Source organism: Streptomyces sp. DS1-CR2, assembly GCF_055760475.1.
In genome coordinates this window covers 2,352,718-2,378,116 of the sequence record NZ_CM147085.1, presented here as the reverse complement: position 1 = coordinate 2,378,116, position 25,399 = coordinate 2,352,718, and the positions used below count along the sequence as shown (strand labels likewise).

Sequence of the window (25,399 nt, the reverse complement as noted above, 5' to 3'; positions counted from 1 at the left end):
CGGATCACGCGGTCGTACACGGTTCGGTCGTACGGAGGTACGGGAGCGGTATCGGACGGGTCGCAAGGTGCGGCTCAGCCGGTGCCGGGCGTGCGCGGACAGTACCGATCCGCTAGCAAGGGACCATGGCCGTCCTCGTCGCACTTGGCTCGTTCGTGATGACACTCGTCGGCGGCTGGACCGCCCACCACGTCACCGACCGGCGCCACTTGGTGCTCGGATTCGCCGGCGGCCTGATGCTCGGCGTGGTCGGCTTCGACCTGCTTCCGGAGGCCCTGCACGGCGCGGGAAACGAGATCTACGGAGTGCCGGCCGCGCTGCTCCTGTTCGTCGCGGGCTTCCTCGCCGCGCACATCGTCGAGCGGCTGCTCGCGATGCGCCAGGCCGCGCACGGGGCGCAGGAGGGCGAGGAACAGGTGCCCCAGGTCGGCCTCGGTGCCGCCTGCGCGATGGTCGGGCACAGCGTCGCGGACGGCGTCGCGATCGGCGCCTCGTTCCAGGTGAGCAGCACCATGGGGTACACCGTCGCGCTCGCCGTGATCACGCACGACTTCGCCGACGGCTTCAACACGTACACGATCACGCGCGCCTACGGGAACGCCCGCCGCAAGGCACTCGCGATGGTCGGCGCGGACGCGCTCGCCCCGGTGGCGGGCGCCGCGTCGACGCTGCTGTTCACCATTCCGGCGCAGGCCCTCGCCTGCTATCTCGGGTTCTTCGGCGGCGTTCTGCTGTACATCGCGGCGGCGGAGATCCTGCCGGAGGCCAGCCACCACCACCCGGCGCGCTCCACGCTCCTGTGCACGATCGCGGGCGCCGCGCTGATGTGGCTGGTGATCGGCACGGCGGGCGAGTAGCGCCCGGTCCGCCCCCCGGCGGGTCACAGTTTCCCGCCCCGTCCGCCGTCGCGCCGCGCGGGCGCGATCAGCGTCGACAGGTACGGCAGCGCGGTGTCGGCGCCCAGTTCGGCGGCGGGCCTGATGGACTCCTCGGGCAGCCCGAGCGCGGATCCCCACACGGCGTCCTGCGTCCTTCCGGTCTCGCGCAGCGCGGCGGCGACCTCGCCCGCGAGCCGCCCGAACTTGTACGCGACGACGGTGCCGGGCCCCGCCAGCGCCTCCTTGAGTACGGCCGAACCGGCGGTCACCGGCACGAGCGTCAGCGGCTCGGTGCCCTCGGTGAGCACGGCGCCGGACCGCGCGGCGAGATCCTGCATGGCGGTGATGCCCGGCACGGTCTCGACGACGGTCCCCGGCACCAGCTCCCCGACGGTCAGGGCGAGATACGTGAACGTGGAGTACACGTTCGGGTCGCCGATCGTCGCGAACGCGACGGAGCCGTGCTCCCGCAGGAGCGCCGCGACGCGTTCACCGGCCGCGTCCCAGGCTGCCTCGCGCCGGGCCCGGTCCGAGCGCTCGTTGAGCGCGAAGACGACTCGGACGACTTTGTCGGCGGGCACGTAGTGCAGGACGGTCGCCTCGGCGCGGCCGGGCTCGCCTCCATCGGTCCCGTCGGCCGAGGCCATCACCGGTACGACGACGACGGCGGCCTCGCGCAGGGCGTTCACGCCCTTCACGGTCACGAGCTCGGGGTCACCGGGACCCACGCCGACGCCGGTCAGCCGGTGCGTGGTGTTGCTGGTCATGACGGGGTGACTCCTTCGGTTGCCCGCGCGACTTCGGTTGCCTGCGCGACGATGCGCCGCGCCGCCTGGGGCACGGCGGCCCAGTGCACATGCAGATACGAGGCATGCACCCCGCCCTGCACAAACCCTTCGACGCGCCGCCCGGGACGCGTGATGCCCCACGCGGGGGAGGCGCCGGCCCCGGGTTCGACGACGGTGCGATGGAACTCGTGACCGCGCACCCGCGTCCCGTTCGCGGCCAGCACGCTGTCGGACACGGCGACGGCGTCCCGGTACCCGAGCGTCAGCCGCTCCGACATCCGCGCGTCGGCGTCCAGAACTCCGCACATGGGCTGCCCGTCCAGGGACCGCGCGAGATACAGCAGCCCCGCACACTCGGCGACGACGGGAGCCCCGGACGCCGCGAGTGCACCGACGGCCTTGCGCAGGGGCTCGTTGGCGGACAGCTCGGAGGCGTAGACCTCGGGGAAACCACCGCCGATGACCAACGCGCTTGCGCCATCCGGGAGTTGCTCGTCGCGAAGCGGATCAAAGGTCACAACGTCGGCCCCGGCGGCGGCAAGCAGCTCACTGTGCTCGGCATAGGAGAAGGTGAAGGCGGGCCCACCGGCTACGGCAACGCGAGGCTTGCCCCCCGTGCGGCCCGGCAATTCCAGCGCGTCCGGCCCCTTCAGCCCGTGGGGGTCCCCCCGGACGGAGTCTGGGGGAGCTTGAGGACCGGGGTCCGGGGCCGAGCCCCGGTTCCGGGAAGGGGCGGGCTGGGGGAGAGAACCCAAAACCTCACCCGCATCCCAAGCCGCACCCCCCAACGAGGGAGCACTACGCGCCACGGCGTACAGCGCGTCCAGGTCACATCCACCCCGCACCATCTCCCCCATCGCGGCGACAGCCGAAACCGCCTCAGCCCCCCGCTCAGCCACCGGCACAAGCCCCAAGTGCCGCGAGGGAGTGACCACTTCCCCACCCCGGCGCAAGGCGCCGAAAACGGGCACCCCCGCCTCGTCGAGCGCCTCCCGCAGCAGCTCCTCATGCCGCTCGGACCCCACCTTGTTGAGGATCACCCCGGCGAGCCGCACCTCAGGATCGAACGACGCGAAACCGTGCACGAGCGCGGCCACGGACCGCGCCTGCGACGACGCGTCGACAACGAGCACGACCGGCGCCCGAAGCAGCTTCGCGACCTGCGCAGTCGAGGCCAGCTCTCCCTGACCAAAGGCCCCGTCGAAAAGCCCCATCACGCCCTCGACGACGGCGAGATCGCACCCTCGCGCCCCGTGCGCGAAGAGCGGCGCCACCAGCTCGGGCCCGCACAGGTACGCGTCGAGGTTGCGTCCGGCGCGCCCCGTGGCGAGCGCGTGGTAGCCGGGGTCGATGTAGTCGGGCCCGGCCTTGTGCGGCGACACGGCGAGCCCGCGTCCGGCGAACGCCGCCATCAGACCCGTCGCGACGGTCGTCTTGCCGCTGCCCGACGAGGGCGCGGCAATGACGAGCCGTGGCATGGACGAACTCACCACTCGATGCCCCTCTGGCCCTTCTGGCCGGCGTCCATCGGGTGCTTGACCTTGGACATGTCGGTGACCAGGTCGGCGAAGTCCACCAGCTTCTCGGGGGCGTTGCGCCCGGTGATCACGACGTGCTGGGTCCCGGGCCGGTCCCGCAGTACGGAGATGACCTCGTCCGTGTCGATCCAGCCCCAGTGCATCGGGTAGGCGAACTCGTCGAGCACGTACAGCTGGTACGTCTCGGCGGCGAGGTCACGCTTGACCTGCTCCCAGCCCTCGCGGGCCTTCTCCTCGTTGTCCATCTGCGCGTCGCGCTGGACCCAGGACCAGCCCTCGCCCATCTTGTGCCAGTCGACGCTCCCGCCCTCGCCGCTCGCGCCGAGGACGCGCAGCGCGTTCTCCTCGCCGACCTTCCACTTCGCCGACTTGACGAACTGGAACACCCCGATGGGCCAGCCCTGGTTCCAGGCACGCAGCGCAAGCCCGAAGGCCGCCGTCGACTTGCCCTTGCCGATGCCCGTGTGCACGACGACGAGCGGCCGGTTGCGCCGCTGCCGCGTCGTGAGCCCGTCGTCCGGCACGACGCTCGGCTGTCCCTGAGGCATTACGCGACCCTCCTGCTGTTCGACTGCAGACCGTCCTGTACGTCCTTCACGAGCCCGGCGATCGAGTCGGCCCGCAGTTCGTCGAGCGTCACCGCCGTCCCGCCCAGCTCGCCCGCCAGCTGACCGGCGAGCCCGAGCCGCACAGGGCCCGACTCGCAGTCCACGACGACCGACGCCGTCCCCTCGGCGGCGAGCAGCCGCGCCGCCCGCCCCGCGAGCGCCACCGGCTCAGGACCGCCCGTCGCGCGCCCGTCGGTCACCACGACGACGAGCGGCCGGCGCGCCGGGTCCCGCAGCCGCTCCACGCGCAGCACGTCGTGCGCCTTCAACAGCCCGGCGGACAACGGCGTACGCCCACCCGTGGGCAGCGACTCCAGGCGCACCGCGGCCGCGTCGACAGATGACGTCGGCGGCAGCGCCACGTCGGCCGAGGACCCGCGGAACGTCACGAGCCCCACCTTGTCCCGACGCTGGTACGCGTCGAGGAGCAGCGACAGGACAGCGCCCTTCACGGCGCTCATCCGCTGCCGCGCCGCCATCGACCCGGAGGCGTCGACCACGAAGAGCACGAGGTTGCCCTCGCGGCCCTCTCTGGTCGCCTGCCGCAGATCGTCACGCCGCACCACGAGCCCGGGACCGGAACGCCCCCGCGCCCGCTGGTGCGGGGCAGCGGCCTGCACGGTCGCCGCGAGGTGCAGCTTGGTGAGGGTGCCACGCGGGCGCCGCGCACCCGTCGTACGCCCGTGCTCCGTGCGGGCCCGCGAGCGCCGGCCCGCGGCACCCTCGCCGAGTCCGGGCACGCTCAGCATCTTCGTACGGAAGGGCTCGCAGGCCCGGGCGGCCGCCTGCTCGCCGCCGCCCGCGGGAGCCTTCTGCTCGCCGCTCTCGGAGGGCTCGCCCTGCGCCGGGATGCCGGCGGCCTGGTCGCCGCCCGTGTCGGGGCCGCTGCCCTCGGGCGCGTCCTGGGGCGGCTGCCCGCCCCCGCCACCGGGCCCGTCCCCGCCGCCGTCACCATCGCCGTCACCGTCCGGATCCGGTTCGTCATCCTGGCCGCCGAACTCCTCCAGGGTGTCGTCGAGCTTGTCCTCGTCGAGCCCCGGCGCGTCGAACGGGTTGCGGCGCCTGCGGTGCGGCAGCGCGAGGAGCGCGGCCTGTCGCACGTCCTCGGCCAGCACATCCGTGCGGCCCGCCCATGCGGCGAGCGCCGTCGCCGTACGCGCCATCACGATGTCCGCGCGCATCCCGTCGACCTCGAACGCGGCGCACGTCGCGGCGATCTGCCGCAGCGCGGCGTCGCCGAGCCGCACCGAAGGCAGCAGGTCACGGGCCGCGACGATCCGCGCCCGTACGGCGGACTCCTCCTGCTCCCACTTCCCGGCGAAGCCCTCGGGGTCGTCGTCGTAGGCGAGGCGCCGCTTGACGACCTCGACGCGCTGGTCGGGCTCGCGGGAGGCGGCGACCTCCACGGTGAGGCCGAACCGGTCGAGCAACTGCGGCCGCAGCTCGCCCTCTTCGGGGTTCATGGTGCCGACGAGCAGGAAGCGCGCGGCATGCCGCACGGACACGCCCTCGCGCTCCACGTACGAGGCGCCCATCGCGGCCGCGTCCAGCAGCAGGTCCACCAAGTGGTCGTGCAGCAGGTTCACTTCGTCGACGTACAGGATCCCGCGGTGCGCGTCGGCGAGGAGCCCCGGCTCGAAGGCCTTCACGCCCTCGGCGAGCGCCCGCTCGATGTCGAGCGCGCCGACGAGCCGGTCCTCGGACGCGCCGACGGGCAGCTCGACCATGCGGGCGGCACGTGAGGTGCCGGGTCCGGTCTCGTGCGGCCCGTCCGGGCACGCCGGGTCCGGGTCGCCGGGCGCACACGAGAACCGGCAGCCGGGAACGACAGCCACGGAGGGCATGAGCGCGGACAGGGCCCGCACGGCCGTGGACTTGGCCGTGCCCTTCTCGCCGCGCACAAGTACACCACCCACGGCCGGGGACACGGCGTTGAGCAGCAGCGCGAGCCGCAGGTCGTCCTGCCCGACGAGCGCGGTGAACGGATAGGGGGTACTCACTGGTCGTCGCCCTCCAGGTCGCCTTCAAGTTCCAGATACGTGGCCCGCAGCCGCTCCAGCGTCTGCGCGTCCGGCTCGGCCCACAGGCCGCGCTCGGCCGCTTCGAGCAGCCGCTCGGTGATGCCCCGCAGGGCCCACGGGTTGGACTTCTTCATGAAGTCCTGGTTCTCCGCGTCGAAGACGTACTCGGCCGACAGCTTCTCGTACATCCAGTCGTCGACCACGCCGGCCGTCGCGTCGTACCCGAAGAGGTAGTCGACGGTGGCGGCCATCTCGAAGGCGCCCTTGTAGCCGTGGCGGCGCATCGCCGCCATCCAGCGCGGGTTGACCACACGCGCGCGGAACACCCGGTGGGTCTCCTCGCCGAGCGTGCGGGTCTTCACCTGGTCGGGCACGGCGGAGTCGCCGACGTACGCCTCGGGGGAGGCCCCCGTCAGATGCCGCACCATGGCGACCATGCCGCCGTGGTACTGGAAGTAGTCGTCGGCGTCGACGAGGTCGTGCTCCCGGGTGTCGACGTTCTTCGCCGCCACGTTGATGCGGCGGAACGCCGTCTCCATGTCGCCGCGCGCCGCCCGCCCGTCGAGCCCGCGCCCGTACGCGTAGCCGCCCCACACCGCGTACACCTCGGCGAGGTCCGCGTCGGACTGCCAGTTGCGGGCGTCGATCAGCGGCAGCAGACCCGCCCCGTACGCGCCCGGCTTCGACCCGAAGATGCGGGCCGTGGCCCGCCGCCGGTCGCCGTGCTCGACGGCGTCCTGTTCGACATGCGCCCGTACGTAGTTGTGCTCGGCGCTCTCGTCGAGCGCGGCGACGGCCTGCACGGCGTCGTCGATCAGGCCCACGACGTGCGGGAACGCGTCGCGGAAGAAGCCGGAGATACGGACCGTCACATCGATGCGCGGGCGCCCGAGTTCGGGGGCCGGCACGATCTCGAAGCCGGTGACACGGCGCGAGGCGTCGTCCCACACCGGGCGGCAGCCGAGCAGCGCGAGGATCTCCGCGATGTCGTCGCCCTGCGTCCGCATCGCGGAGGTGCCCCACACCGTCAGGCCCACGGACTTGGGGTACTCGCCGGTGTCGGCCAGATAGCGCGCCACCAGCGAGTCGGCGAGCGCCTGCCCGACCTCCCAGCTCAGCCGCGAGGGGATCGCCTTCGGGTCGACGGAGTAGAAGTTGCGGCCCGTCGGCAGCACGTTGACCAGGCCGCGCGTCGGCGACCCGGACGGTCCCGCGGGCACGTATCCGCCGTCGAGCGCGCGCAGGATGTGCCCGATCTCGTCCGTCGTACGGGCGAGCCGCGGCACCACCTCACGGCACGCGAACTCCAACACCGCCACGGCGTCAGGGAGTTCGAACCCGAGGACATCCTGTACGAGCGCGGGGACGGCCGCGGCGTCCCAGCCGCGCTCCTCCATGCCCTCGGCCGCGCGCCGGCACAGCTGCTCCAGGAGGTCGATCGCGTCGGCGGCGCTGCGGGCGGGACCGCTGACGAGGTCCGTCAGCGCGTCCGGCACCTTCGCCGGTGCGCCCGGCTCACCGAGCAGCTCCTTCTCCACCAGGCCGAAGTGCTCGGCCAGGCAGGCCCGCAGACCGGGCAGCGCGTTCGCCGTGCCGCCCCACACCTGCGAGGCGCGCAGCACGGCGAGTACGAGGTTCACGCGCGGCTCGCCGACCGGGCCGCCGCCCAGGATGTGCAGCCCGTCGCGGATCTGCACGTCCTTGATCTCGCACAGATAGCCGTCGATGTGCATCACGAACTCGTCGAAGTCACCGTCGTCCGGCTGCTCGTCGACATGCAGGTCGTGATGGAGCTCGGCGGCCTTCACCAGCGTCCAGATCTGGGCGCGCACGGCCGGGGCCTTCGTCGGGTCCAGATCGGACACCAGCGCGTACTCGTCGAGAAGCTGCTCCAGCTTCGCGAGGTCGCCGTACGTGTCGGCGCGCGCCATCGGCGGCACGAGATGGTCGACGACCGTGGCGTGCCCGCGGCGCTTGGCCTGCGTGCCCTCGCCCGGGTCGTTCACGATGAACGGATAGATCAGCGGCAGCTCGCCGAGGACCGCGTCGGGCGCACAACTCCCGCTCAGGCCAAGGCCCTTGCCCGGCAGCCACTCCATGGTGCCGTGCTTGCCCATGTGGATGACGGCGTCCGCGCCGAAGCCGCCTTCCGATGTCGCAGCCTCCAGCCAGCGGTACGCGGCCATGTAGTGGTGCGACGGCGGCATGTCCGGGTCGTGGTAGATCGCGATCGGGTTCTCGCCGAAGCCGCGCGGCGGCTGGATCATCACGACGACGTTGCCGAACTGGAGCGACGCGAGCACGATGTCGTCGCCGTCGACGTAGAGGGAGCCCGGCGGCTCGCCCCACGCCTCCAGCATCCCGTCGCGCAACTCGGGCGCCAGCTTGTCGAACCAGGCGCGGTAGTCGGCGAGCGGCACGCGCGCGGGCGCCGACGCCAACTGGTCCTCGGTGAGCCACTCGACGTCGTGGCCGCCCGCCTCGATGAGCCGGTGGATCAGCTCGTCACCGTTGTCGGGGTAGCCGTGGACGCCGTAACCGGCCTCGCGCAGCGCGTCCAGGACGCGGACGGCCGAGGCGGGCGTGTCGAGGCCCACCGCGTTGCCGACCCGGGAATGCTTGGTCGGGTAGGCCGTGAAGACGACGGCGAGCTTCTTCTCGCCGTTCGGCTTGTGGCCGAGACACGCGTGACGTACGGCGATCCCGGCGACGCGCGCGGCCCGCTCGGGGTCGGCCGCGTACACCGGGACGCCGTCGGGGCCCTCCTCCTTGAAGGAGAACGGCACGGTGACGATCCGGCCGTCGAACTCGGGGATCGCGACCTGCATCGCCGCGTCCATCGGCGACAGCGCGGCGTCCGACGCCTCCCAGGCCGCCTTCGACGACGTGAGACAAAGACCCTGCAGGACAGGGATGTCGAGGTCGGCGAGCGCGCCGATGTCCCAGGCCTCCTCGTCGCCGCCCGCGGACGCCTGCGAGGCGTGCGTACCGCCCGCCGCGAGCACGGTCGCCACCAGGGTGTCGGCCTCGCCGAGGAGCTCGTACAGGCCGGGGTCGGCGCCGCGCAGCGAACCGCAGTACACCGGAAGGGAGTTGACGCCGCGCGCCTCGATCGCGTCGCACAGCGTGTCCACGAACGCGGTGTTCCCGGACAGCTCGTGGGCGCGGTAGAAGAGCACGCCGACCGTCGGACGGCCCTCGACGCGCGCACGGCGGCCGTGCACCCCGTACTCGGGCATCTTCTGCGGCTCGGCGCTGTGCCGCTCCGGCGCTCCGCCGGCCCGGCCGTGCCCGCCCCGCAGTACGTCCTGGACGAGGAAGCGGGCCAGCTCGACGAGGTTGCCGGGGCCGCCCTCGACGAGATAGCGCAGCGCCTCCGCGACGGCGCCCGCGTGCACGGTCGACTCGGCCATCAGCTCCGCGTCCGGGACGCTCTCGCCGCCGAGCAGGACCGTCGGCACGCCGGACGCCTTCAGCGCCGCGAGCCCGTCCTCCCAGGCGCGCTTGCCGCCGAGGAGCCGTACGACGGCGATGTCCACGCCGTCGAGCAGCTCCGGCAGCTCGCTCTGCACGTCGACGCGGGTCGGGTTCCCGATCCGGTAGGGGGCGCCGGAGGCCCGGGCCGCCAGCAGATCGGTGTCTGCGGTCGACAACAACAACACTGTGCTCATGCGGGCGCTCCCGGTGGAATGAAAGGCAGTCCTGACGGAGCGCCGGACTCGATGAGCCGCCACAGCGCGTCCGTGTCCGCGTGTTCTTCGATCAGATCGCCGAGCAGGTCGAGCTGCTCCTCGCGCAGCGCGCCGAACGACGTGTCGGGCGCCGGTACGAAACGGCGGCCGGCGGCGGCCGCGACCTCGCGCAGGAACGCCCGGCGGAAGCCGTCCGCCTCCAGCGAGCCGTGCCAGTGCGTGCCCCAGACGGAGCCGACGCGGCAGCCGTCCAAGAAGGCTTCTCCGCCGGTGACCTCGGCGACCCCGTGATGGATCTCGTAACCCTCCACGTGCTCGCCGAGCGCCTCGCCGACAGGCCGGGCGAGGGTCTTCTCGCGCTCGAACCGCACCCGTACGGGCAGCAGTCCGAGCCCGTCCACGGCGCCCGCGCGCGACTCGACGTCGTCCTCGATGCGCTCGCCGAGCACCTGGAAGCCGCCGCAGATCCCGAGGACCGGCCGGCCCTCGGCGGCCCGGCGCGCGAGGACGTCGGCGAGACCGCGCTCGCGCAGCCACTGAAGTGCCTTGACGGTGCCGCGCGTTCCCGGCACGACGACCAGGTCCGCGTCGACGAGCTCCTCGGCCCGGTCGACGAACCGCACGACGACGCCCGGCTCCGCGGCCAGGGCGTCCACGTCGGTGAAGTTCGACATCAGCGGGACGGCGCAGACGGCGACGCGCAACACGTCCTCGCCGACCGGGGCCGCGGTCTGCGACTCGCGCACGGAGCCGCGCAGCGACACGCGAAGCCCGTCCTCCTCGTCGATGCCGAGGCCGTGCCGGAAAGGGAGAACCCCGTACGCGGGGCGCCCGGTCAGGTCCTTGAGCATGTCGAGGCCGGGCTCGAGGAGCGAGACGTCCCCGCGGAACTTGTTGACCAGATAGCCGGCCAGCAGCTCCTGGTCCTCGGGGGCGAGCAGCGCTGTCGTGCCGAAGAACGACGCGAAGACGCCGCCACGGTCGATGTCGCCGACCACGAGCACGGGCAGCCGCGCGGCCCGGGCGATCCCCATGTTGACGATGTCGGTGCGGCGCAGGTTGATCTCGGCGGGCGAGCCCGCCCCTTCACAGATCACGGCGTCATAGCTGCCCCGGAGTTCCTCCAGGCATCCCACGACGGTGTCCAGAAGTGCCGCCTGCCGTCCCCCGTGGTAGCCCCGAGCACTCAACTCGCCCACCGGCTTGCCCATGAGCACCACCTGGCTGCTCCGGTCACTGCCCGGCTTCAGCAGCACGGGGTTCATCAGGGCGCTCGGCTCGACGCGGGCGGCCTGCGCCTGCATGGCCTGCGCCCGCCCGATCTCGGCGCCCTCGCGCGTCACGAAAGAGTTGAGGGACATGTTCTGCCCCTTGAACGGCGCGACCTTCACTCCCTGCCGCACCAGCCACCGGCAGATCCCCGCGGTGACGACGCTCTTCCCGGCATCGGACGTGGTCCCTGCCACCAGCAGTCCACCACCACTCACGACTTCCCCCTCCGCAACAGTGCCCGCCCGGCGACACACACGCCGAGGGCCAGCCAGCTCACGCGCCGCGAGAGCCGCGCCGCCCGCTCGACGTCGGCGGTCTCCACGGCCCGGCCCGACGCGTTCAGTACGGGCCGGTGCTCGACCCGCCCGCCGTACGACAGAGTCCCGCCGAGTCGCACCCCGAGCGCCCCCGCGAACGAGGCCTCGACCACACCGGCGTTGGGGCTCGGGTGCAGCCGCGCGTCCTCGCGCCACGCCGTGAGCGCGCCGCGCGGACGGCCGCCCGCGACCGCGGCGAGCACGCCGGTCAGCCGCGCCCCCGGCCAGCCCGCCACGTCGTCGAGGCGCGCGGAGGCCCAGCCGTAGCGGCGGTACCTGGCCGACTTGTGCCCGACCATGGCGTCCAGCGTGTTCACGGCGCGGAACGCGACGAGCCCGGGGACACCGGCGACGGCGCCCCACACGAGCGCGCCCACGACGGCGTCGGAGGTGTTCTCGGCGACGGACTCGACGACGGCCCGCGCGATCCCGTCCGCGTCCAGGGCCTGCGGGTCACGCCCGCACAGATGCGGCAGCTGCTCGCGCGCCGCGTCCACTTCACCGGCGGCCAGCGCGCCCCCGATGGCGCGCGCCTCGCGCCCCAGCGACGTACCGCCGACGACCGCCCAGGTGGCGGCGGCGGTCAGCGCGATGGAGGCGGCGGGGGAGCGGCGCACGGCGCGCGCGGCGAGACCACCGGCGACGGCGGCGCCCCCGGCGCACACGGCGGTGTGCACGGCGCCCCACCCGCGGTGGTCACGCCACAGCACGCGCTCGACGGCGCCCGCGGCCCGCCCGAACGCGGCGACCGGATGCCCGCGGCGCGGATCGCCGATCAGGAGGTCGCCGAGAAGTCCGGCGGCGCTGCCGTACGCGAAGACGCGCTCGGCCCGCACCGTCAGCCCGCCGCTACGGCGAGGGGAACCCTTGTACTCGTTCTGGGCGGGAGCACCCGCAACTGGCAGCCGCGCATGGCGATATGTCCTCACTCAGGGTGTCCACGCCCTGGTTGGAAGAGACCGGCAACGAGAGTTCCTGGCTCGCGGGGATCACTCCCCGGTGACAGTGGCGGGACCGCGCCGGATTCGCACCGGCTTCCTCTCCTGCTGCCGTAGATGGCCCCGGAAGTCCACCACGCCCCGCGAACGCCCGTCAACTTGCCGTTGACCTGCGAAGGGAGAGTGTGCTGAGGCCCACACGAAGCGGGGTGCGGGACTCCTTCGCGTCCCGCACCCCGCAGTCCTGCCGGTTACCTCCGGTCAGGCGACGATCAGGAAGATCCCGTAACCGACGGCCGCCGCGCACAGGGCGAAGCAGGCGTACGCGCCGGAGACGGCGAGCCCCGCCGAACCGCCCTGGGCCGCCGCCGACTCCCGCTTGGTGAGCCCGACGATGCCGAGGGTGAACAGGCCCACGAGGGCCACCGTGATCACGAGGCTGACTCCGAACACGGAGCCGAGTGCTGCCCAGTCGATGTGCATTTCGCTGCTGCTTCCTTAGACCGTGGCCGGTCGCGCGGACTCCGCCGAGGGCGGGGCGGGCGGGGCGGGGATGGTGGTCTTCACGTCGGTGTCCAGGTCCGCGGCCGTGCCGGCGGGCGGCGGGGTGACGGCCGCGATCGCGGTGGTCACGACGCCGGCGGGCTCGTCCGGGACCTCGACGCCATCGATGTCGTCGTCCGTGACGTTCGTGTGGTCGATCGCGTTGCGCCGGGACAGTGCCCAGATGATGCCCGCGCCGGCGATCAGGAGCAGCGCGGTGACGGCGACGCCCCACGAGCCCTGCTGGGTGAGGAACTCGGCGCCCGCGCCGACCAGACCGGCGGCCGGCAGGGTCAGGCCCCAGGCGATGAACATGCGGGTCGCGGTCGACCAGCGGACGACGCCGCCCTTGCGGCCGAGGCCCGAGCCCATGACGGCGCCGGAGCAGACCTGCGTCGTGGAGAGCGAGAAGCCGATGTGCGAGGAGGCGAGGATCGCGGTCGCGGCGCTGGTCTGGGCGGCGAAGCCCTGCTGCGGCGCGAGGTCCGTCAGGCCCTTGCCCATGGTGCGGATGATGCGCCAGCCGCCGAGGTAGGTGCCGAGCGCGATGGCCGTACCGGCCGAGACGATGACCCACATCGGGGGGTTGGCGCCGGGGCTGAGGACGCCGCCCGTGATCAGGGCGAGCGTGATGATGCCCATCGTCTTCTGCGCGTCGTTCGTGCCGTGCGCCAGCGAGACCAGGCCCGCGGAGGCGATCTGCCCGGCACGGTAGCCCTTGGCGGTCGCCTTCTGGTCGGTCTTGCTGCCTATCCGGTACGTGAGCCGGGTGGCCAGCATCGCGGCGATGCCCGCCACGAGCGGCGCGGCGACGGCCGGGAGGAGGATCTTGGTGACGACGGTGCCGCCGTTGATCGACGACCAGCCCATCGACATCACGGCGGCGCCGATGAGGCCGCCGAAGAGCGCGTGGGACGAGCTGGAGGGGAGGCCCACCAGCCAGGTCAGGAGATTCCAGAGGATGGCGCCCACCAGCGCCGCGAAGATGACCTCGGTCTTGAGTCCGTCCTCGTTGATGATGCCGCCGGAGATCGTCTTGGCGACCTCCACGGAGAGGAAGGCTCCGACGAGGTTCAGCACGGCGGACATGGCCACCGCCGTCTTGGGCTTGAGAGCGCCGGTCGAGATGGTGGTGGCCATCGCGTTGGCTGTGTCGTGGAAACCGTTCGTGAAGTCGAACACGAGAGCGGTAACGATCACGATCCCGAGGAGAATCATGGCCTCATGTGCCATCTGGGGGTATCCGTTTCCGTGTGCGGGTGGCGGCCTCGCTGACCACGGAAAGCGTCCGCAGCCTCGGAGAACGTAGAGCGGCTTAGTGAACGGAAGATGAACTGACGGGGGACCTCAGGCAACCCCACTCACAGCCACAGATCCACTACTCGGAGCCCCCGGATTTCCGGGGGCTCTTTGCATGGGAGGAACCGTGCCTGAACCGGACTGGAAGCCCGCCCTGAGCGCCGCCGTAGAGGTCGCCATTGGCCTTGGCGTCGACTGCGGCGGCGCCGCGGGAGTCCACCGCGTACGTGACGCGGTCCTGCGGAATGTCATGCCTCACATCGATGCCGCGTACCAGCGCGGCCTGGTCGCCGGCCGGAGCCGGGCGGGCTACCGCCTGACCGCGGAGAACGAGCGCCTGCGCCGCAGGCTCCGAGAGCTGGAGGAGAAGTGCCCGTCCCCGTCTGCCCCCAGATGTTCCGCTGGAACCTCTGGCGCACCGGCACGGCGGCCGTCATGTGCGGCATCGGCATCCTGCTGGGCGTCCTGTGGACTCGGCGATCTGTGCGAGACCGCGCAGAACACGCCGTTCTGCGCAGGGCGTTCGAGCTGATGGCGATCAAGGGCAAGAACGCCCAGGAGGCAGCCCTCACGCTGAACGCGGAGGGCCTGCCTCACCCGCGAGGGCGACACCCTGTGGGGCCCGACGGTCCGGGTGCCCCTTCAGCCGGCGTTCACAGATGCCGAACTGGAGCAGCTCAAGGCGGCTCTGGCGCAGGGCTCGGTGGTACGCAACGCCGAAGGAGCCCCGGAGTATCCGCTCTCGAAGCGGATCACCGGTCTGTGCAAGGGGCAAGGCCGAGCCCAGGCTGGTCACTGAACACTCGGGGACACGCTCCCGAGGAAAAGCGTGATGTGTTCCATTCACCTGAGGCGGGCGGTGCGGTGACTCGAAGCGGAGTGCTGCCACTCCGTTGGAGACGGGGTGGTGGCACGGGGTCGTTCGCGAAGCGGAACGGTGGCTCAATCAAGCGGAAGTAAGCCTTCCGCTAGCCGCGGGCGAACCTCCGCAACTGCGTCTGTGAACCGTTGAAGAGATTCTGGTCACCCGGCAGTCCGCCGCTGTTGTCGTACTGCCAGAACGTCCAGTACGACCAGCCTGACGGCAGCGCCCCGGCGGACTCGTCGTAGCGGGCGAGCCATAGCGCGTGGTTGCCCGCGAAGGCCGCGCTGTTGCCCGTGCACTTCTTCCACCAGCGGTAATTGGTGTAGATCACCGGCCGGCGGCCCGTCCTGCGCCGCACCTCGTCGCTGAACGACCTGATCCAGGAGATCATCTTCCCCTTGCTCAGGCCGTAGCACGTCTTCGAGCTGTACGGGTTGTACTCGATGTCGAGCGCCGGCGGCAGCGTCCAGCCGTCCGCCCGCCACCCGCCCCCGTTGCGCACGAAGTACGAGGCCTGCGTCCGGCCGGATGACTTGTTCGGGAGCGCGAAGTGGTACGCGCCGCGGATGATGCCCGCGCTGCGCGCTCCGTTGTACTGCTGGCTGAAGTAGGGATTGAGGTAGGTGGTGGACTCGGTCGCCTTGACGTAGACGAACCGTGCGCCCTTGCTCTTGGCCTTCTGCCAGTTGACGTTCTTCTGGTGCGACGAGACGTCGTGCCCCTTGGTGCCGCCCGCCGCGGATGCCGGAGCCTGTGCGAGAGCGGTCCCCCCGAACGTCAGGGCGGCGAGTGATGTCGCGGTCGCGATGTGCGCGCGGCGACGGGACGGTTTGTGACCACGAGCCATATTTCCCCCCGGAATGGCGACGTGCATGACAAATCCCACCGGAGGTTACCGGGAGATCCCTCTGAGCCCGTCGATCTCCAGCCAATCGTTTCCAGGCGGGCATTTATGTCTATTCGTGCGCTTCCGGACTCCTCGGCTCCGCACTAAAGTGCCCGGGCGCCCAGATCCGCGCGGGCCCGCCGAGCGGCTGGCAGGATGCGGGCATGGCGCGGGAACCGGGCGAGGCAGGGCAGGGCGCGGACGGACTCGCGCAGGCATGGAGCGCGCTCGTGGCGACGGCCCGGCGCACCGTCACCGACGGCCTCGTCGTCGGGACCTCGGGAAACGTCTCGGTGCGCATCGGCGACACCGTCCTCGTCACGCCCAGCGGGGTCCCCTACGGCGAGCTCACCGCGGACGACCTCGTCGCCGTCGGCCTCGACGGCGGGCAGCGCGCCGGAACCCTGGCCCCGACCAGCGAACTCCCGATGCATCTGGCGGTCTACCGGGCGACGCCCGCCCGCGCCGTCGTCCACACCCACGCGGTCCACGCCACGGCCGTCTCCACCCTCGTGCCCGAGCTCCCGCTCATCCACTACATGGCCGCGGCTCTCGGCGGACCCGTCCGGGTTGCCCCGTATGCGACGTACGGCACCGAGCGGTTGGCCGAGAACGTGCTGGACGCTCTCAAGGGGCGGACAGGCTGCCTGCTCCAGAACCACGGCACCCTCACCTACGGCGACACCCTCGCCGCCGCCTACGACCGCACGGCCCAGCTCGAATGGCTGTGCCGCGTCTGGCTCACCGCGAGCGCCCATCCCCACCACACGCCGACGCTCCTCACTCGCGATCAGGTGCGCGAGGTGGAGGAGAAGCTGCGGGGGTACGGGCAGCCGGGCTGAACCGGACCCGGTGGCACTCAAGGCCCCGCCCCACTGGCCGGTCGGAGCCCGGGCGCGGACACTGGGACGGTGCGCACCGCCAGAGCGACGGCCGCTGCCGTCACCGCAGTCATCGGTGCCGGCGCGGCCGCGATCGCGGCCGGCCGGTTCGCCAGCGATGCCGCCCTCAAGGCGCCCGCGGGCCGGCCGCTGCCCACCGAGCCACGCCTGACCGTCCACGCCACCGCCGCGGGCCAGATCACGCTCACCCGCGACCTGGCCTCCCTGCGCCCGGGCATGTACGGCCTGAGCGGCGACGGATTCCACGCCGTGGTCGGGCCCGTACTCGAGTCCGCCCCGCACGCGGCGGACGCCGTGGTGCGCCGCCTGGAGCGCGTCACGCACGGCTCCCTCGAACCCGGTGCCAAGGCATGGCTCACCCCCCAGGTCCACATCGGCGACCCCAAGGCGGCACTCGGCCTCGACCACGCCGACATCGACATCCCCGGCGAACTGGGCGCGCTCCCCGCCTGGTTCGTCCCCGGCGCCCGCGACACCTGGGTCATCACCGTCCACGGCCTGGGTACCACACGCGAGCACCCCATGGTCCTCATGGACTTCCTGCACCGCCACCGCTTCCCCGTGCTCGACCTCGCCTACCGCGGCGACCTCGGCGCCCCCCGCTCCCCGGACGGCCTCGGGCACCTCGGCGAGACGGAGTGGCGCGACCTGGACGCCGCGATCCGCTATGCCGTGCGCTACGGCGCGCAACGCGTCATCGTGCACGGCTGGTCGACCGGCGCCGCCATGGCCCTGCACGCGGCGGCCTATTCCGCTTTGCGGGACCGCATCTCCGGGCTCGTCCTCGACTCACCCGTCCTCGCCTGGGACGTGACGCTGCGTGCCCTCGCCGGGGCCCGCCGTATTCCCGGGACCCTGCTGCCCCTCGCGGTCCGCGCCGCCCAGGGCCGCACGGGGCTGTACGGCGACCGCCTCGACACCGCTGCCCACCCCGAGTCGCTCAAGGTGCCCATGCTCGTGGTGCACGGCCCCGACGACGAGATCGCACCCTGGGCCCTGTCCCGCGAACTGGCTGCCCGGCGCCCCGACTTGGTCTCGCTGCACACGGTGGACAACGCCCCGCACGGAGCGATGTGGAACGCCGACCCGCAGACGTACGAGGAGTCGCTCCGCCGCTTCCTCACCCCCCTCATGTAGCTCCGGCACAGCTCCGTCGGACGGACGGGAACCGCCCGTCGGCCGCACGGGACAGATCCGCAGGAAGGCCCGCGTAGACCCCCGGCGCACGCCGGTCCGCGGACCCTCCCGCGACGCCCGCAAAGAGCCCCGAAACGATTCCGTTTGGGTTTTCGGACCGTCAACCGGAAGACTGCCCCCGTGACGTCCCGTATCCCGCGCGACTCCAGGCTCCGACTTGTCCGCCCGCGCACCCTCGCCGCCGCCCCCGTGCGGACCGACGGAGTGGTGACCCAGGCACGCCCGCCCCGCCCGGCGCCCCGCCCGCCGGAGGGCACCCCACCCCCGGCGGAACTGGCCCGCATGGCCCGCCGCGGCCTCGCCGACGCCGTCCGCGTGGCCCGCTGGGCCGATGCCGTCCTCAGCCCCGGCAGCGGCCACGGCACCCCCGACGGCAGAGGCGCCCTGTCCCCGCCCACCGCCGAACGCGCGGCGGCCGACCTGGAGCTGACCCCGCGACAGGTCCGCGCCGACTGGGACACCGCACGCCTCGCGGGCCTCGTCGAGGTGCACGGCGACAGCGCGCGCCCCGGCTGGCGCCTGCGCGCCTGGGACCGTGACGACACCGCCGTGCTGCGCGGCTGGGTCGCGCTGTTCGACGCCTGGTCCCTGGCCCACCCCGCCGACGCGAGCCTGGAGGCCGCCGCGGTCGCCGAGGTCGTCGAGGCGATGCCCCAGGTGCTCTCCCTCCTCCAGCTCTCGGCCGGCCCGGTCCCCGTACCGCAGCTCCTCGATCTGCTCGGCCAGCGCGTCGAGGAACTGCGCACGGAACGCTGCGAGATCCCCTACGGACCGCAGCCCGAGCCCACCGACACCGCGACCGCCACCACCGCCCTTCCCCCGCTCCTCGACTGGGCCCTGCACGGCCTTGCCGCCGTCGGCGCCCTCACCTACGCCGACGGCCAGGCCACCCTCACGCCGCTCGGCAGCTGGGCGGTCTGGGTCAAGCTGGAGCAGATCTGCGTGGCCGCCCAGTCGCCGGCGGGCAATATCGAACAGTCAGCCGATGCCATGCTCAGAGGCTGCGCCCGGCTGCGCCCGAACGCGGCCCGCGCCGAATACCGCGCCTGGCTCGCGGCCCGCCCCGTCGGCAGCGCCGTCGCCGAGCTGATCGCCGCCGCCCGCGGCGAGGACGCCCTGCTGCGCGGGCTCGCATTCGAGGCCCTGCGTGTCGTCGGAGCCCCCGCGGAGCCCGTCGTCCGGTCCGTCGCCGACGAGCCGCCCCTGCGCCCCTACGCGCTGCTGTGGCTCGCCGAGTACGAGGGAGCCGATCCCGAGGACGTGCATCTGGTGCTGACCCGCGAGGAGACGACCTGGCTGTGGGTGGACACCGCGGCGGCCGTTGCGGACCACGGCGAGGCCCAGCTCCTCGTGCGCCACCTGGAGTCCGCCGTGCAGCCCACCGTGCCGGCCCTCCTCGACGAGGTCCGGGCGGCCGGGCACCCGCGCACTGTCCAGGTCCTCGTCGCGCTGGCCGCCGCGCACCCGGACCCGGCGCTCGCCAAGGCCGTCCGCCGGGCCGCCTTCCAGGTGCACACCGGAGGCGCGTGACGCCGCGCCCCTGCGATCAGGCCGGTATCTGCGGCGCGTACGTCCCGAAGCTCCACACGTTGCCCTCGGCGTCCTTGGCCATGTAGTCCCGGGAGCCGTAGTCCTGGTCCGTCGGGGGCATCAGGATCTCCACGCCGTGCGCCTGCGGCGCAGGGCAGAGGGCGGCGATTTCCCGCCAGGGGCGGCGGCCCGCCGCCCAGCGCCCACTGTCGGACACTTCATGACGGTCTGCCCCCAGCCCCGGAACAGCACGGCGGAAAACTGTTTGCATCGTCCCGTTAGACTTGGCCCATGGCCATTCTCCGCACGCACTAGACGGCTCATCGCCCTCAGTAGCCCTTCCGCCGTCCAATCCCTGCTCAGGAGTCTGTCCGTGATCACCGCTTCGGCCATCGAGTTGCGCGCCGGCGCCCGCATCCTCATCGAGAACGCCACCTTCCGTATCGCCAAGGGCGACCGCATCGGCCTGGTCGGACGCAACGGCGCGGGCAAGACGACCCTCACCAAGTGCCTCGCCGGTGAAGGCACCCCGGCCGGCGGCACGATCGCCCGCTCCGGAGAGGTCGGCTACCTCCCGCAGGACCCCCGCACCGGCGACCTCGACGTCCTGGCCCGCGACCGCATCCTGTCCGCGCGCGGCCTGGACACCCTGATTCAGAAGATGCGGGACAACGAGCAGCGCATCGCCAACGGCACGGGCGCCACGCGCGCGAAGGCCCTCAAGCAGTACGAGCGCCAGGAGACGGAGTTCCTCACCAAGGGCGGATACGCCGCCGAGGCCGAGGCCGCCACCATCGCCGCCGCGCTCAACCTGCCCGACCGCGTGCTCGGCCAGCCCCTGCACACGCTCTCCGGCGGTCAGCGCCGCCGTATCGAGCTGGCCCGCATCCTCTTCTCGGACGCCGACACCCTGCTCCTCGACGAGCCCACGAACCACCTGGACGCCGACTCCATCGTCTGGCTGCGCGACTACCTCAGGACGTACCGGGGCGGCTTCATCGTGATCTCCCACGATGTCGACCTCGTCGAGACGGTCGTCAACAAGGTGTTCTACCTGGACGCGAACCGCTCCCAGATCGACGTCTACAACATGGGCTGGAAGCTCTACCAGCAGCAGCGCGAGGCAGACGAGAAGCGCCGCAAGCGCGAGCGCCAGAACGCCGAGAAGAAGGCCGCGGCCCTCAACTCCCAGGCCGACAAGATGCGCGCCAAGGCGACCAAGACCGTCGCCGCGCAGAACATGGCCAAGCGCGCCGACCGGCTGCTCGCCGGGCTCGAGGCGGTCCGCGTCTCCGACAAGGTCGCCAAGCTGCGCTTCCCCGAGCCCTCGCCGTGCGGCAAGACGCCGCTGATGGCCGAGGGCCTGTCGAAGTCGTACGGCTCCCTGGAGATCTTCACCGACGTCGACCTGGCCATCGACAAGGGCTCGCGCGTCGTCATCCTCGGCCTCAACGGTGCCGGCAAGACCACCCTGCTCCGGCTGCTCGGCGGCGCCGAGCAGCCCGACACGGGCGAGGTCATCGAGGGCCACGGCCTCAAGCTCGGCTACTACGCGCAGGAGCACGAGACCCTCGACCCCGAGCGCACGGTCCTGGAGAACATGCGCTCCGCCGCCCCCGACCTGGACCTGGTCGAGGTGCGCAAGACGCTGGGCTCGTTCCTGTTCTCCGGGGACGACGTCGACAAGCCGGCCGGTGTCCTGTCCGGCGGCGAGAAGACCCGCCTCGCGCTCGCGACGCTCGTCGTGTCCTCCGCGAACGTGCTGCTCCTCGACGAGCCCACCAACAACCTCGACCCGGCCAGCCGCGAGGAGATCCTCGGCGCGCTGCGCACCTACAAGGGCGCCGTCGTCCTCGTCACCCACGACGAGGGCGCCGTGGACGCGCTCCAGCCGGAGCGGATCATCCTGCTGCCCGACGGCGTCGAGGACCTCTGGGGCCAGGACTACGCGGATCTGGTCAGCCTCGCCTGACCTGCCCGCGTCCGCTTCCGCGCCGGCTTCCGGGCGCGCACGATCGCGGTCGGCCGTCAGCACGGCTTGATCGAAAGGCTGATCCACTCGGTATGGATCATTCGGCCGATCCGTGATCCATCATCTGAGTGAGATCTCCTCGTACCGCGGTGTGTCCTACACGCATTCCGTCGCCGCACCCCCGCAGGGGCCCTTGTGCCGCCTGGCAAGGCGCTGACCTGGACCTTCGCGGGGATCCCCGTTTCCGGCCCCGCCCGGGTGCGCCCGGAACCCTCCGTTCCACTCGTGTCGGCCGCATCCCGGCCGCACAAGCTCGTCGTACGGACCTTGCCGAATGGGTGGCCAGGAAGCCCGCGAGGGGTGATCATGAGAAGTCCAGAGCGCACTTCCCATGAGGAGGCACGGGTGGCCGAGACTCTGAAGAAGGGCAGCCGGGTAACCGGCGCCGCGCGCGACAAGCTCGCGGCAGACCTGAAGAAAAAGTACGACTCCGGTGCGAGCATCCGAGCGCTGGCCGAGGAAACCGGCCGCTCGTATGGGTTCGTGCACCGGATGCTCAGTGAGTCGGGAGTCACGCTGCGAGGTCGCGGCGGGGCTACACGCGGCAAGAAGGCGACCGCGGCCGGCTGACCCGGGCAGTGCACAGGCTTCGATGGTGACCACCCGGTCGGTCCGCCGACCGGCCGGTTGGTTACTGTGCAGTAGTTTCGAGGGCGTCGAGCGCCCTCGACCGACTGCGCACACCATCGGAGGCACACATGGCTTCGCCCGACAGCGGATCCGGCTCGCTCGCGCCGGTACTCGACAAGGACGGGGTCCGCCTCACCGTCGACGGCTCCATCGCCACGGTGACGCTGACCAACCCGGACAAGCGCAACGCCCAAAGTCCCGCTCTGTGGCGGGCGTTGGCCGACGCCGGGAAGTCCCTGCCGGGCAGCGTGCGCGTCGTCGTACTGCGCGCGGAGGGACTCTCGTTCTCCGCGGGCCTCGACCGTCAGGCGTTCACGCCCGAGGGTTTCGACGGCGAGCCGTCCTTCATCGACCTGGCGCGCGGCTCCGACGACGTGCTCGACGACACCATCGCCGAGTACCAGGAGGCGTTCACCTGGTGGCGGCGCAGCGACCTCATCACGGTCGCCGCGGTGCAGGGACACGCGATCGGTGCCGGCTTCCAGCTCGCTCTCGCCTGCGATCTGCGGATCGCCGCCGAGGACGTGCAGTTCTCCATGCGCGAAACCAGCCTCGGTCTGGTGCCCGACCTCACCGGCACGCACCCCCTCGTCTCCCTCGTGGGATACGCGCGCGCCCTGGAGATCTGCGTCACCGGCCGCTACGTCCACGCCGACGAGGCCGGCCGCATGGGCCTGGCCAACCTCGTCGTGCCCGCCGACCAGCTCGACGCCGCCGCGCGTGACCTCGCCGGCGCACTCATCGCCGCGCCCCGCGACGCCGTCATCGAGACCAAGGCCCTGCTCCAGGGCGTCATGGGACGCTCGTACGAGGAGCAGCGCACCGCCGAGCGCGCCGCACAGGGACGCCGGCTCCGGGACCTCGCGGGCCTCGGCGACTGACGCGACCCACGCAGGAACCGGGCCGGACGGTCCTCAGCTCACGGCGGTCACCAGAACGGCCACTGACGGATCATCCGCCAGGGCCTCGGTGACCGCCGTCCGCACGTCCCGCGCCACATCGAGGACCCGCCGCCCGCCCGACACGGCCAGTTCGATCCGCACATGGCGGCGCGGCAGCGTGGCCGCACCCTCGGGACGCTCTCCGATGTGCACCGCGCGCCCCAGGCCGCCCAGCGAGCCGGTCAGCCGCGCCACCCCCGGCACGGAGAGCGCGGCCTGTCCGGCCCGTTCCTCGTCACTGCCGGCCTTCGCCTGCCCGCCGTCCGCGATATCAGACTCTGTATCTCCTGAGGCGGTCTCGGCTTTTGGACCGTCGTCGAGCAGCGCCGTCACCCGCAGGTCCACCTCCGCCACCGCGAGCCCGAGCCTGTCGGACGCCGCGCCGTCCAGGGCCGCGCGCAGCCGGGACGCGGCCGTGGGCAGCGGTTCGTCCGGCGCCGCCGCACACTCCGCGACAATCCTCAGCGGCCCCGGCGGCAGGGCACTCGGCGGCGCGGGCACCGCGGACTCGTAGGAACCGTCGGGGTCGGCGAGCTCGACGCGCAGGCTTCCCAGCCGCACCCCGTGCACCGACTGGACCGCCTGGCGCAACGCCGACCGCGCCGCCGACTCGGCCAGCCAGCACCCGTCGCGCGGCCCTCCGAGCGGTACCAGCCTGCCGAGTCCGAGCTGGTGCCGTACTGCCTGTGTCCATCGGTCAGCGCTCATATCCCCAGCCTGCCGCATCCATGGCGCGCGACCGGGCAACCGCACTTAGTGTGGTCGAAAGAGCAGTGACTCCCAGAGAACGGCCTGAGAGAACCTCTTCGAAAGGGACGACCCGCGATGAGCGACACCGCAGAGAAGCCGGGCGAAGCGACCGGGAGCAGGGCCAGTGTGACCAAGCGGGGCGGGGGATCCGCCGGGGCGCGAGGGCGCACCACCATCGCCGACGGTGTGGTGGAGAAGATCGCCGGCCTCGCCGCGCGGGACGTCATGGGCGTGCACGCGATGGGCAGCGGCCTGTCCCGCACCTTCGGAGCCGTACGCGACCGGGTGCCCGGCGGCACCAAATCCGTGACGCGCGGGGTGAAGGCCGAGGTCGGCGAGGTACAGACGGCGCTCGACCTGGAAATCGTAGTGGAGTACGGGGTGTCGATCGCCGACGTCGCCCGCGACGTGCGCGAGAACGTGGTCGCGGCCGTCGAGCGCATGACCGGCCTCGAGGTCGTCGAGGTCAACATCGCGGTGAGCGATGTGAAGCTGCCCGACGAAGAGGAAGAGGAGCCGGAGTCCCGGCTTCAGTAACCATCCGCTCGCGAGCTTGCCCTTGAGGAGGAGCGCTCGATGCACCTGGCCGTGATCGGCATGATCGCCGGAATGGCTCTCGGATTCGCCGGATACTTCGGCGGCTTCGGGGCCTTCCTGCTGGTGGCGGCGCTCGGCGCCGTCGGCTTCGTCGCCGGACGGTTCCTCGAGGGGGACCTGGAACTCGGCGACTTCTTCCGCACGCGCGGCGACCGGCGGCGGTGACCGGTGGCGACGCAGGTCGCGCCCGCCGAGCGCGGCGCGACCCGGATCGCCGACCGGGTCGTCGCGAAGATCGCCGCGCAGGCGGCGCGTGAGGCGCTCCCCGCCGTTCCCACGGGCGGCAGCGCCCCGCACGCCACCGTCTCCGTGCGCCACGACATCGCCCATGTGCGCATCAGTCTCGAGCTGGACTACCCCGGCGACATCGGGACGCGGTGCGGTGCCGTGCGTCGCCAAGTCGCTGAGCGGGTAAAGGCGTTGGCGGGGATGGAGGTGCCCGAGGTGGCCGTCCAGGTGGAGCGGCTGCACTCGGAGCACGATCGCGGCGCGGCACAGCGGAGGATCCGATGAGCGAGCCCACACAGCCCCTGCCCGTCGTCGAACGCGGGCAGGGCGAGCTCGACCAGTTCGGCCAGTCGGGCTCTGCGGCCACGTACAAGGCGCGGCCCACGCCGCAGGGCGGGCACGGCAGCGGCCGCTTCTGGTCGCCGCGCCGGATCCCTGCCGCGCTGGTCGCGGTCGTCCTCGTCGGTGCCTGGGGGATTTTGCTGTACGACATCGCCGCCGTGCGCGCCGGTCACTCCGCGATGCACTGGCGGCGCGCCCTCGCCCGTGAACTCGCCGAGCGGCCCCTGGACAACGTGTGGGTGCTGGTCGGCGCCGGGGTGGCCGCCGCGCTCGGGCTGTGGCTGATCGTGCTCGCCGCGACGCCCGGCCTTCGCGCCGTCCTGCCGATGCGCCGCACCCACCCCGACGTACGCGCCGGACTGCACCGCGACGCGGCCGCCATGGTCCTGCGCGACCGGGCCATGGAGGTGGCGGGCGTGCAGTCCGTACGCGTCCGGATGAAGCGCTCCAAGGTCGAGGTGCGGGCCCGCTCGCACTTCCGTCAACTCGACGACGTACGCGCCGACTTGGACACCGTGATCGGCGAGGCCGTCAAGGGTCTCGGCCTCACCTCCACGCCCGGCCTCTCCGTGCACGTGGCGCGGCCCGGAAAGAAGGGATGAGCC

General features: G+C 72.3%; 22 protein-coding genes, 1 pseudogene and 1 riboswitch. Of the genes and pseudogenes, 11 read left to right on the top strand and 12 right to left on the bottom strand.

What is annotated here, in order from left to right; genetic code table 11:
- The first annotated feature begins 125 nt into the window (after window positions 1–125).
- Window positions 126–857 (top strand): ZIP family metal transporter, encoded by a 732-nt coding sequence (locus tag ACY0PA_RS11755; RefSeq protein ID WP_473084572.1) that lies wholly within the window; start codon window positions 126–128, stop codon window positions 855–857.
- 23 nt (window positions 858–880) lie between these two features.
- On the opposite strand, the gene cobI is transcribed toward ACY0PA_RS11755, so the two are convergent.
- From cobI to ACY0PA_RS11705, 10 genes are all read right to left on the bottom strand, one after another.
- The gene (gene cobI / locus ACY0PA_RS11750; protein WP_473084571.1) at window positions 881–1,645 is read right to left on the bottom strand and encodes a precorrin-2 C(20)-methyltransferase; all 765 of its coding nucleotides are present in this window, start codon (window positions 1,643–1,645) and stop codon (window positions 881–883) included.
- Window positions 1,642–3,144: a cobyrinate a,c-diamide synthase gene (locus tag ACY0PA_RS11745; RefSeq protein ID WP_473084570.1), complete on the bottom strand. Its 1,503-nt coding sequence runs from the start codon at window positions 3,142–3,144 to the stop codon at window positions 1,642–1,644. Before ACY0PA_RS11745 ends, cobI begins: the two co-directional genes overlap by 4 nt.
- An 8-nt stretch (window positions 3,145–3,152) precedes the next feature.
- Entirely contained in the window at window positions 3,153–3,752 is a 600-nt protein-coding gene (gene cobO / locus ACY0PA_RS11740) for a cob(I)yrinic acid a,c-diamide adenosyltransferase (RefSeq protein WP_329574575.1), read from the bottom strand.
- Window positions 3,752–5,812 (bottom strand): putative cobaltochelatase, encoded by a 2,061-nt coding sequence (locus tag ACY0PA_RS11735; protein WP_473084569.1) that lies wholly within the window; start codon window positions 5,810–5,812, stop codon window positions 3,752–3,754. Before ACY0PA_RS11735 ends, cobO begins: the two co-directional genes overlap by 1 nt.
- Window positions 5,809–9,504 carry a cobaltochelatase subunit CobN gene (gene cobN / locus ACY0PA_RS11730; protein WP_473084568.1) on the bottom strand — a complete coding sequence of 1,232 codons (3,696 nt, stop codon included), beginning with the start codon at window positions 9,502–9,504 and terminating at the stop codon, window positions 5,809–5,811. Before cobN ends, ACY0PA_RS11735 begins: the two co-directional genes overlap by 4 nt.
- Window positions 9,501–11,012, bottom strand: a complete 1,512-nt coding sequence (locus tag ACY0PA_RS11725) for a cobyric acid synthase (protein ID WP_473084567.1) — start codon at window positions 11,010–11,012, stop codon at window positions 9,501–9,503. Before ACY0PA_RS11725 ends, cobN begins: the two co-directional genes overlap by 4 nt.
- Window positions 11,009–11,950 (bottom strand): cobalamin biosynthesis protein, encoded by a 942-nt coding sequence (locus tag ACY0PA_RS11720; RefSeq protein WP_473084566.1) that lies wholly within the window; start codon window positions 11,948–11,950, stop codon window positions 11,009–11,011. Before ACY0PA_RS11720 ends, ACY0PA_RS11725 begins: the two co-directional genes overlap by 4 nt.
- A gap of 113 nt (window positions 11,951–12,063) precedes the next feature.
- A riboswitch (cobalamin riboswitch) is annotated at window positions 12,064–12,184 on the bottom strand.
- A 129-nt stretch (window positions 12,185–12,313) separates the two neighbouring features.
- On the bottom strand, window positions 12,314–12,535 hold the full coding sequence (locus tag ACY0PA_RS11715; protein WP_356289598.1) for a hypothetical protein: 222 nt from the start codon (window positions 12,533–12,535) through the stop codon (window positions 12,314–12,316).
- Window positions 12,536–12,550: 15 nt separating this feature from the next.
- Window positions 12,551–13,828 carry an anion permease gene (locus tag ACY0PA_RS11710; protein ID WP_473084565.1) on the bottom strand — a complete coding sequence of 426 codons (1,278 nt, stop codon included), beginning with the start codon at window positions 13,826–13,828 and terminating at the stop codon, window positions 12,551–12,553.
- Between the two features lie 1,034 nt (window positions 13,829–14,862).
- The gene (locus ACY0PA_RS11705) at window positions 14,863–15,606 is read right to left on the bottom strand and encodes a lysozyme (RefSeq protein WP_473084564.1); all 744 of its coding nucleotides are present in this window, start codon (window positions 15,604–15,606) and stop codon (window positions 14,863–14,865) included.
- Between the two features lie 203 nt (window positions 15,607–15,809).
- On the opposite strand from ACY0PA_RS11705, the gene ACY0PA_RS11700 reads away from it, so the two are divergent.
- The 3 genes from ACY0PA_RS11700 to ACY0PA_RS11690 all read left to right on the top strand — a co-directional run bounded on the left by ACY0PA_RS11700 (window position 15,810) and on the right by ACY0PA_RS11690 (window position 19,274).
- Entirely contained in the window at window positions 15,810–16,487 is a 678-nt protein-coding gene (locus ACY0PA_RS11700) for a class II aldolase/adducin family protein (protein ID WP_473084563.1), read from the top strand.
- A gap of 69 nt (window positions 16,488–16,556) precedes the next feature.
- Window positions 16,557–17,684 carry an alpha/beta hydrolase gene (locus ACY0PA_RS11695; protein WP_473084562.1) on the top strand — a complete coding sequence of 376 codons (1,128 nt, stop codon included), beginning with the start codon at window positions 16,557–16,559 and terminating at the stop codon, window positions 17,682–17,684.
- Between the two features lie 180 nt (window positions 17,685–17,864).
- Complete coding sequence (locus tag ACY0PA_RS11690; protein ID WP_473084561.1) at window positions 17,865–19,274, top strand: hypothetical protein; 1,410 nt, start codon at window positions 17,865–17,867, stop codon at window positions 19,272–19,274.
- Window positions 19,275–19,290: 16 nt separating this feature from the next.
- Here ACY0PA_RS11690 and ACY0PA_RS11685 read toward each other — a convergent pair.
- A pseudogene (locus tag ACY0PA_RS11685) lies at window positions 19,291–19,413 on the bottom strand (VOC family protein); the annotation flags it as partial.
- Window positions 19,414–19,647: 234 nt separating this feature from the next.
- Here ACY0PA_RS11685 and ACY0PA_RS11680 point away from each other — a divergent pair.
- From ACY0PA_RS11680 to ACY0PA_RS11670, 3 genes are all read left to right on the top strand, one after another.
- On the top strand, window positions 19,648–21,246 hold the full coding sequence (locus tag ACY0PA_RS11680) for an ABC-F family ATP-binding cassette domain-containing protein (RefSeq protein WP_473084560.1): 1,599 nt from the start codon (window positions 19,648–19,650) through the stop codon (window positions 21,244–21,246).
- A gap of 405 nt (window positions 21,247–21,651) precedes the next feature.
- A complete protein-coding gene (locus tag ACY0PA_RS11675; protein ID WP_189492003.1) occupies window positions 21,652–21,876 on the top strand; it encodes a helix-turn-helix domain-containing protein in 225 nt (74 codons plus the stop codon).
- A gap of 128 nt (window positions 21,877–22,004) precedes the next feature.
- Complete coding sequence (locus ACY0PA_RS11670; RefSeq protein WP_473084559.1) at window positions 22,005–22,817, top strand: enoyl-CoA hydratase/isomerase family protein; 813 nt, start codon at window positions 22,005–22,007, stop codon at window positions 22,815–22,817.
- A gap of 33 nt (window positions 22,818–22,850) precedes the next feature.
- On the opposite strand, the gene ACY0PA_RS11665 is transcribed toward ACY0PA_RS11670, so the two are convergent.
- Complete coding sequence (locus tag ACY0PA_RS11665; RefSeq protein ID WP_473084558.1) at window positions 22,851–23,585, bottom strand: Asp23/Gls24 family envelope stress response protein; 735 nt, start codon at window positions 23,583–23,585, stop codon at window positions 22,851–22,853.
- A 117-nt stretch (window positions 23,586–23,702) separates the two neighbouring features.
- On the opposite strand from ACY0PA_RS11665, the gene ACY0PA_RS11660 reads away from it, so the two are divergent.
- Genes ACY0PA_RS11660 through ACY0PA_RS11645 form a run of 4 tightly spaced genes read left to right on the top strand, consistent with a single transcriptional unit; the run spans window position 23,703 to window position 25,396 of the window.
- A complete protein-coding gene (locus tag ACY0PA_RS11660; protein ID WP_473084557.1) occupies window positions 23,703–24,164 on the top strand; it encodes an Asp23/Gls24 family envelope stress response protein in 462 nt (153 codons plus the stop codon).
- 39 nt (window positions 24,165–24,203) lie between these two features.
- A complete protein-coding gene (locus ACY0PA_RS11655; protein ID WP_473084556.1) occupies window positions 24,204–24,389 on the top strand; it encodes a hypothetical protein in 186 nt (61 codons plus the stop codon).
- A gap of 3 nt (window positions 24,390–24,392) precedes the next feature.
- Window positions 24,393–24,737 carry an Asp23/Gls24 family envelope stress response protein gene (locus ACY0PA_RS11650; RefSeq protein ID WP_473084555.1) on the top strand — a complete coding sequence of 115 codons (345 nt, stop codon included), beginning with the start codon at window positions 24,393–24,395 and terminating at the stop codon, window positions 24,735–24,737.
- Window positions 24,734–25,396, top strand: coding sequence for a DUF6286 domain-containing protein (locus tag ACY0PA_RS11645; protein WP_473084554.1), 663 nt, complete (start codon window positions 24,734–24,736; stop codon window positions 25,394–25,396). The genes ACY0PA_RS11650 and ACY0PA_RS11645 overlap by 4 nt, the downstream gene beginning before the upstream one ends.
- Window positions 25,397–25,399: the final 3 nt, after the last annotated feature.

Excerpts from the sequence above, each read along its gene's own strand:
- ACY0PA_RS11755 (WP_473084572.1), top strand. The coding sequence starts at position 126 with ATGGCCGTCCTCGTCGCACTTGGCTCGTTCGTGATGACACTCGTCGGC.
- cobI (WP_473084571.1), bottom strand. The coding sequence starts at position 1,645 with ATGACCAGCAACACCACGCACCGGCTGACCGGCGTCGGCGTGGGTCCC.
- ACY0PA_RS11745 (WP_473084570.1), bottom strand. The coding sequence starts at position 3,144 with ATGCCACGGCTCGTCATTGCCGCGCCCTCGTCGGGCAGCGGCAAGACG.
- cobO (WP_329574575.1), bottom strand. The coding sequence starts at position 3,752 with ATGCCTCAGGGACAGCCGAGCGTCGTGCCGGACGACGGGCTCACGACG.
- cobN (WP_473084568.1), bottom strand. The coding sequence starts at position 9,504 with ATGAGCACAGTGTTGTTGTTGTCGACCGCAGACACCGATCTGCTGGCG.
- ACY0PA_RS11715 (WP_356289598.1), bottom strand. The coding sequence starts at position 12,535 with ATGCACATCGACTGGGCAGCACTCGGCTCCGTGTTCGGAGTCAGCCTC.
- ACY0PA_RS11710 (WP_473084565.1), bottom strand. The coding sequence starts at position 13,828 with ATGGCACATGAGGCCATGATTCTCCTCGGGATCGTGATCGTTACCGCT.
- ACY0PA_RS11705 (WP_473084564.1), bottom strand. The coding sequence starts at position 15,606 with ATGGCTCGTGGTCACAAACCGTCCCGTCGCCGCGCGCACATCGCGACC.
- ACY0PA_RS11700 (WP_473084563.1), top strand. The coding sequence starts at position 15,810 with ATGGCGCGGGAACCGGGCGAGGCAGGGCAGGGCGCGGACGGACTCGCG.
- ACY0PA_RS11670 (WP_473084559.1), top strand. The coding sequence starts at position 22,005 with ATGGCTTCGCCCGACAGCGGATCCGGCTCGCTCGCGCCGGTACTCGAC.
- ACY0PA_RS11665 (WP_473084558.1), bottom strand. The coding sequence starts at position 23,585 with ATGAGCGCTGACCGATGGACACAGGCAGTACGGCACCAGCTCGGACTC.
- ACY0PA_RS11660 (WP_473084557.1), top strand. The coding sequence starts at position 23,703 with ATGAGCGACACCGCAGAGAAGCCGGGCGAAGCGACCGGGAGCAGGGCC.
- ACY0PA_RS11655 (WP_473084556.1), top strand. The coding sequence starts at position 24,204 with ATGCACCTGGCCGTGATCGGCATGATCGCCGGAATGGCTCTCGGATTC.
- ACY0PA_RS11645 (WP_473084554.1), top strand. The coding sequence starts at position 24,734 with ATGAGCGAGCCCACACAGCCCCTGCCCGTCGTCGAACGCGGGCAGGGC.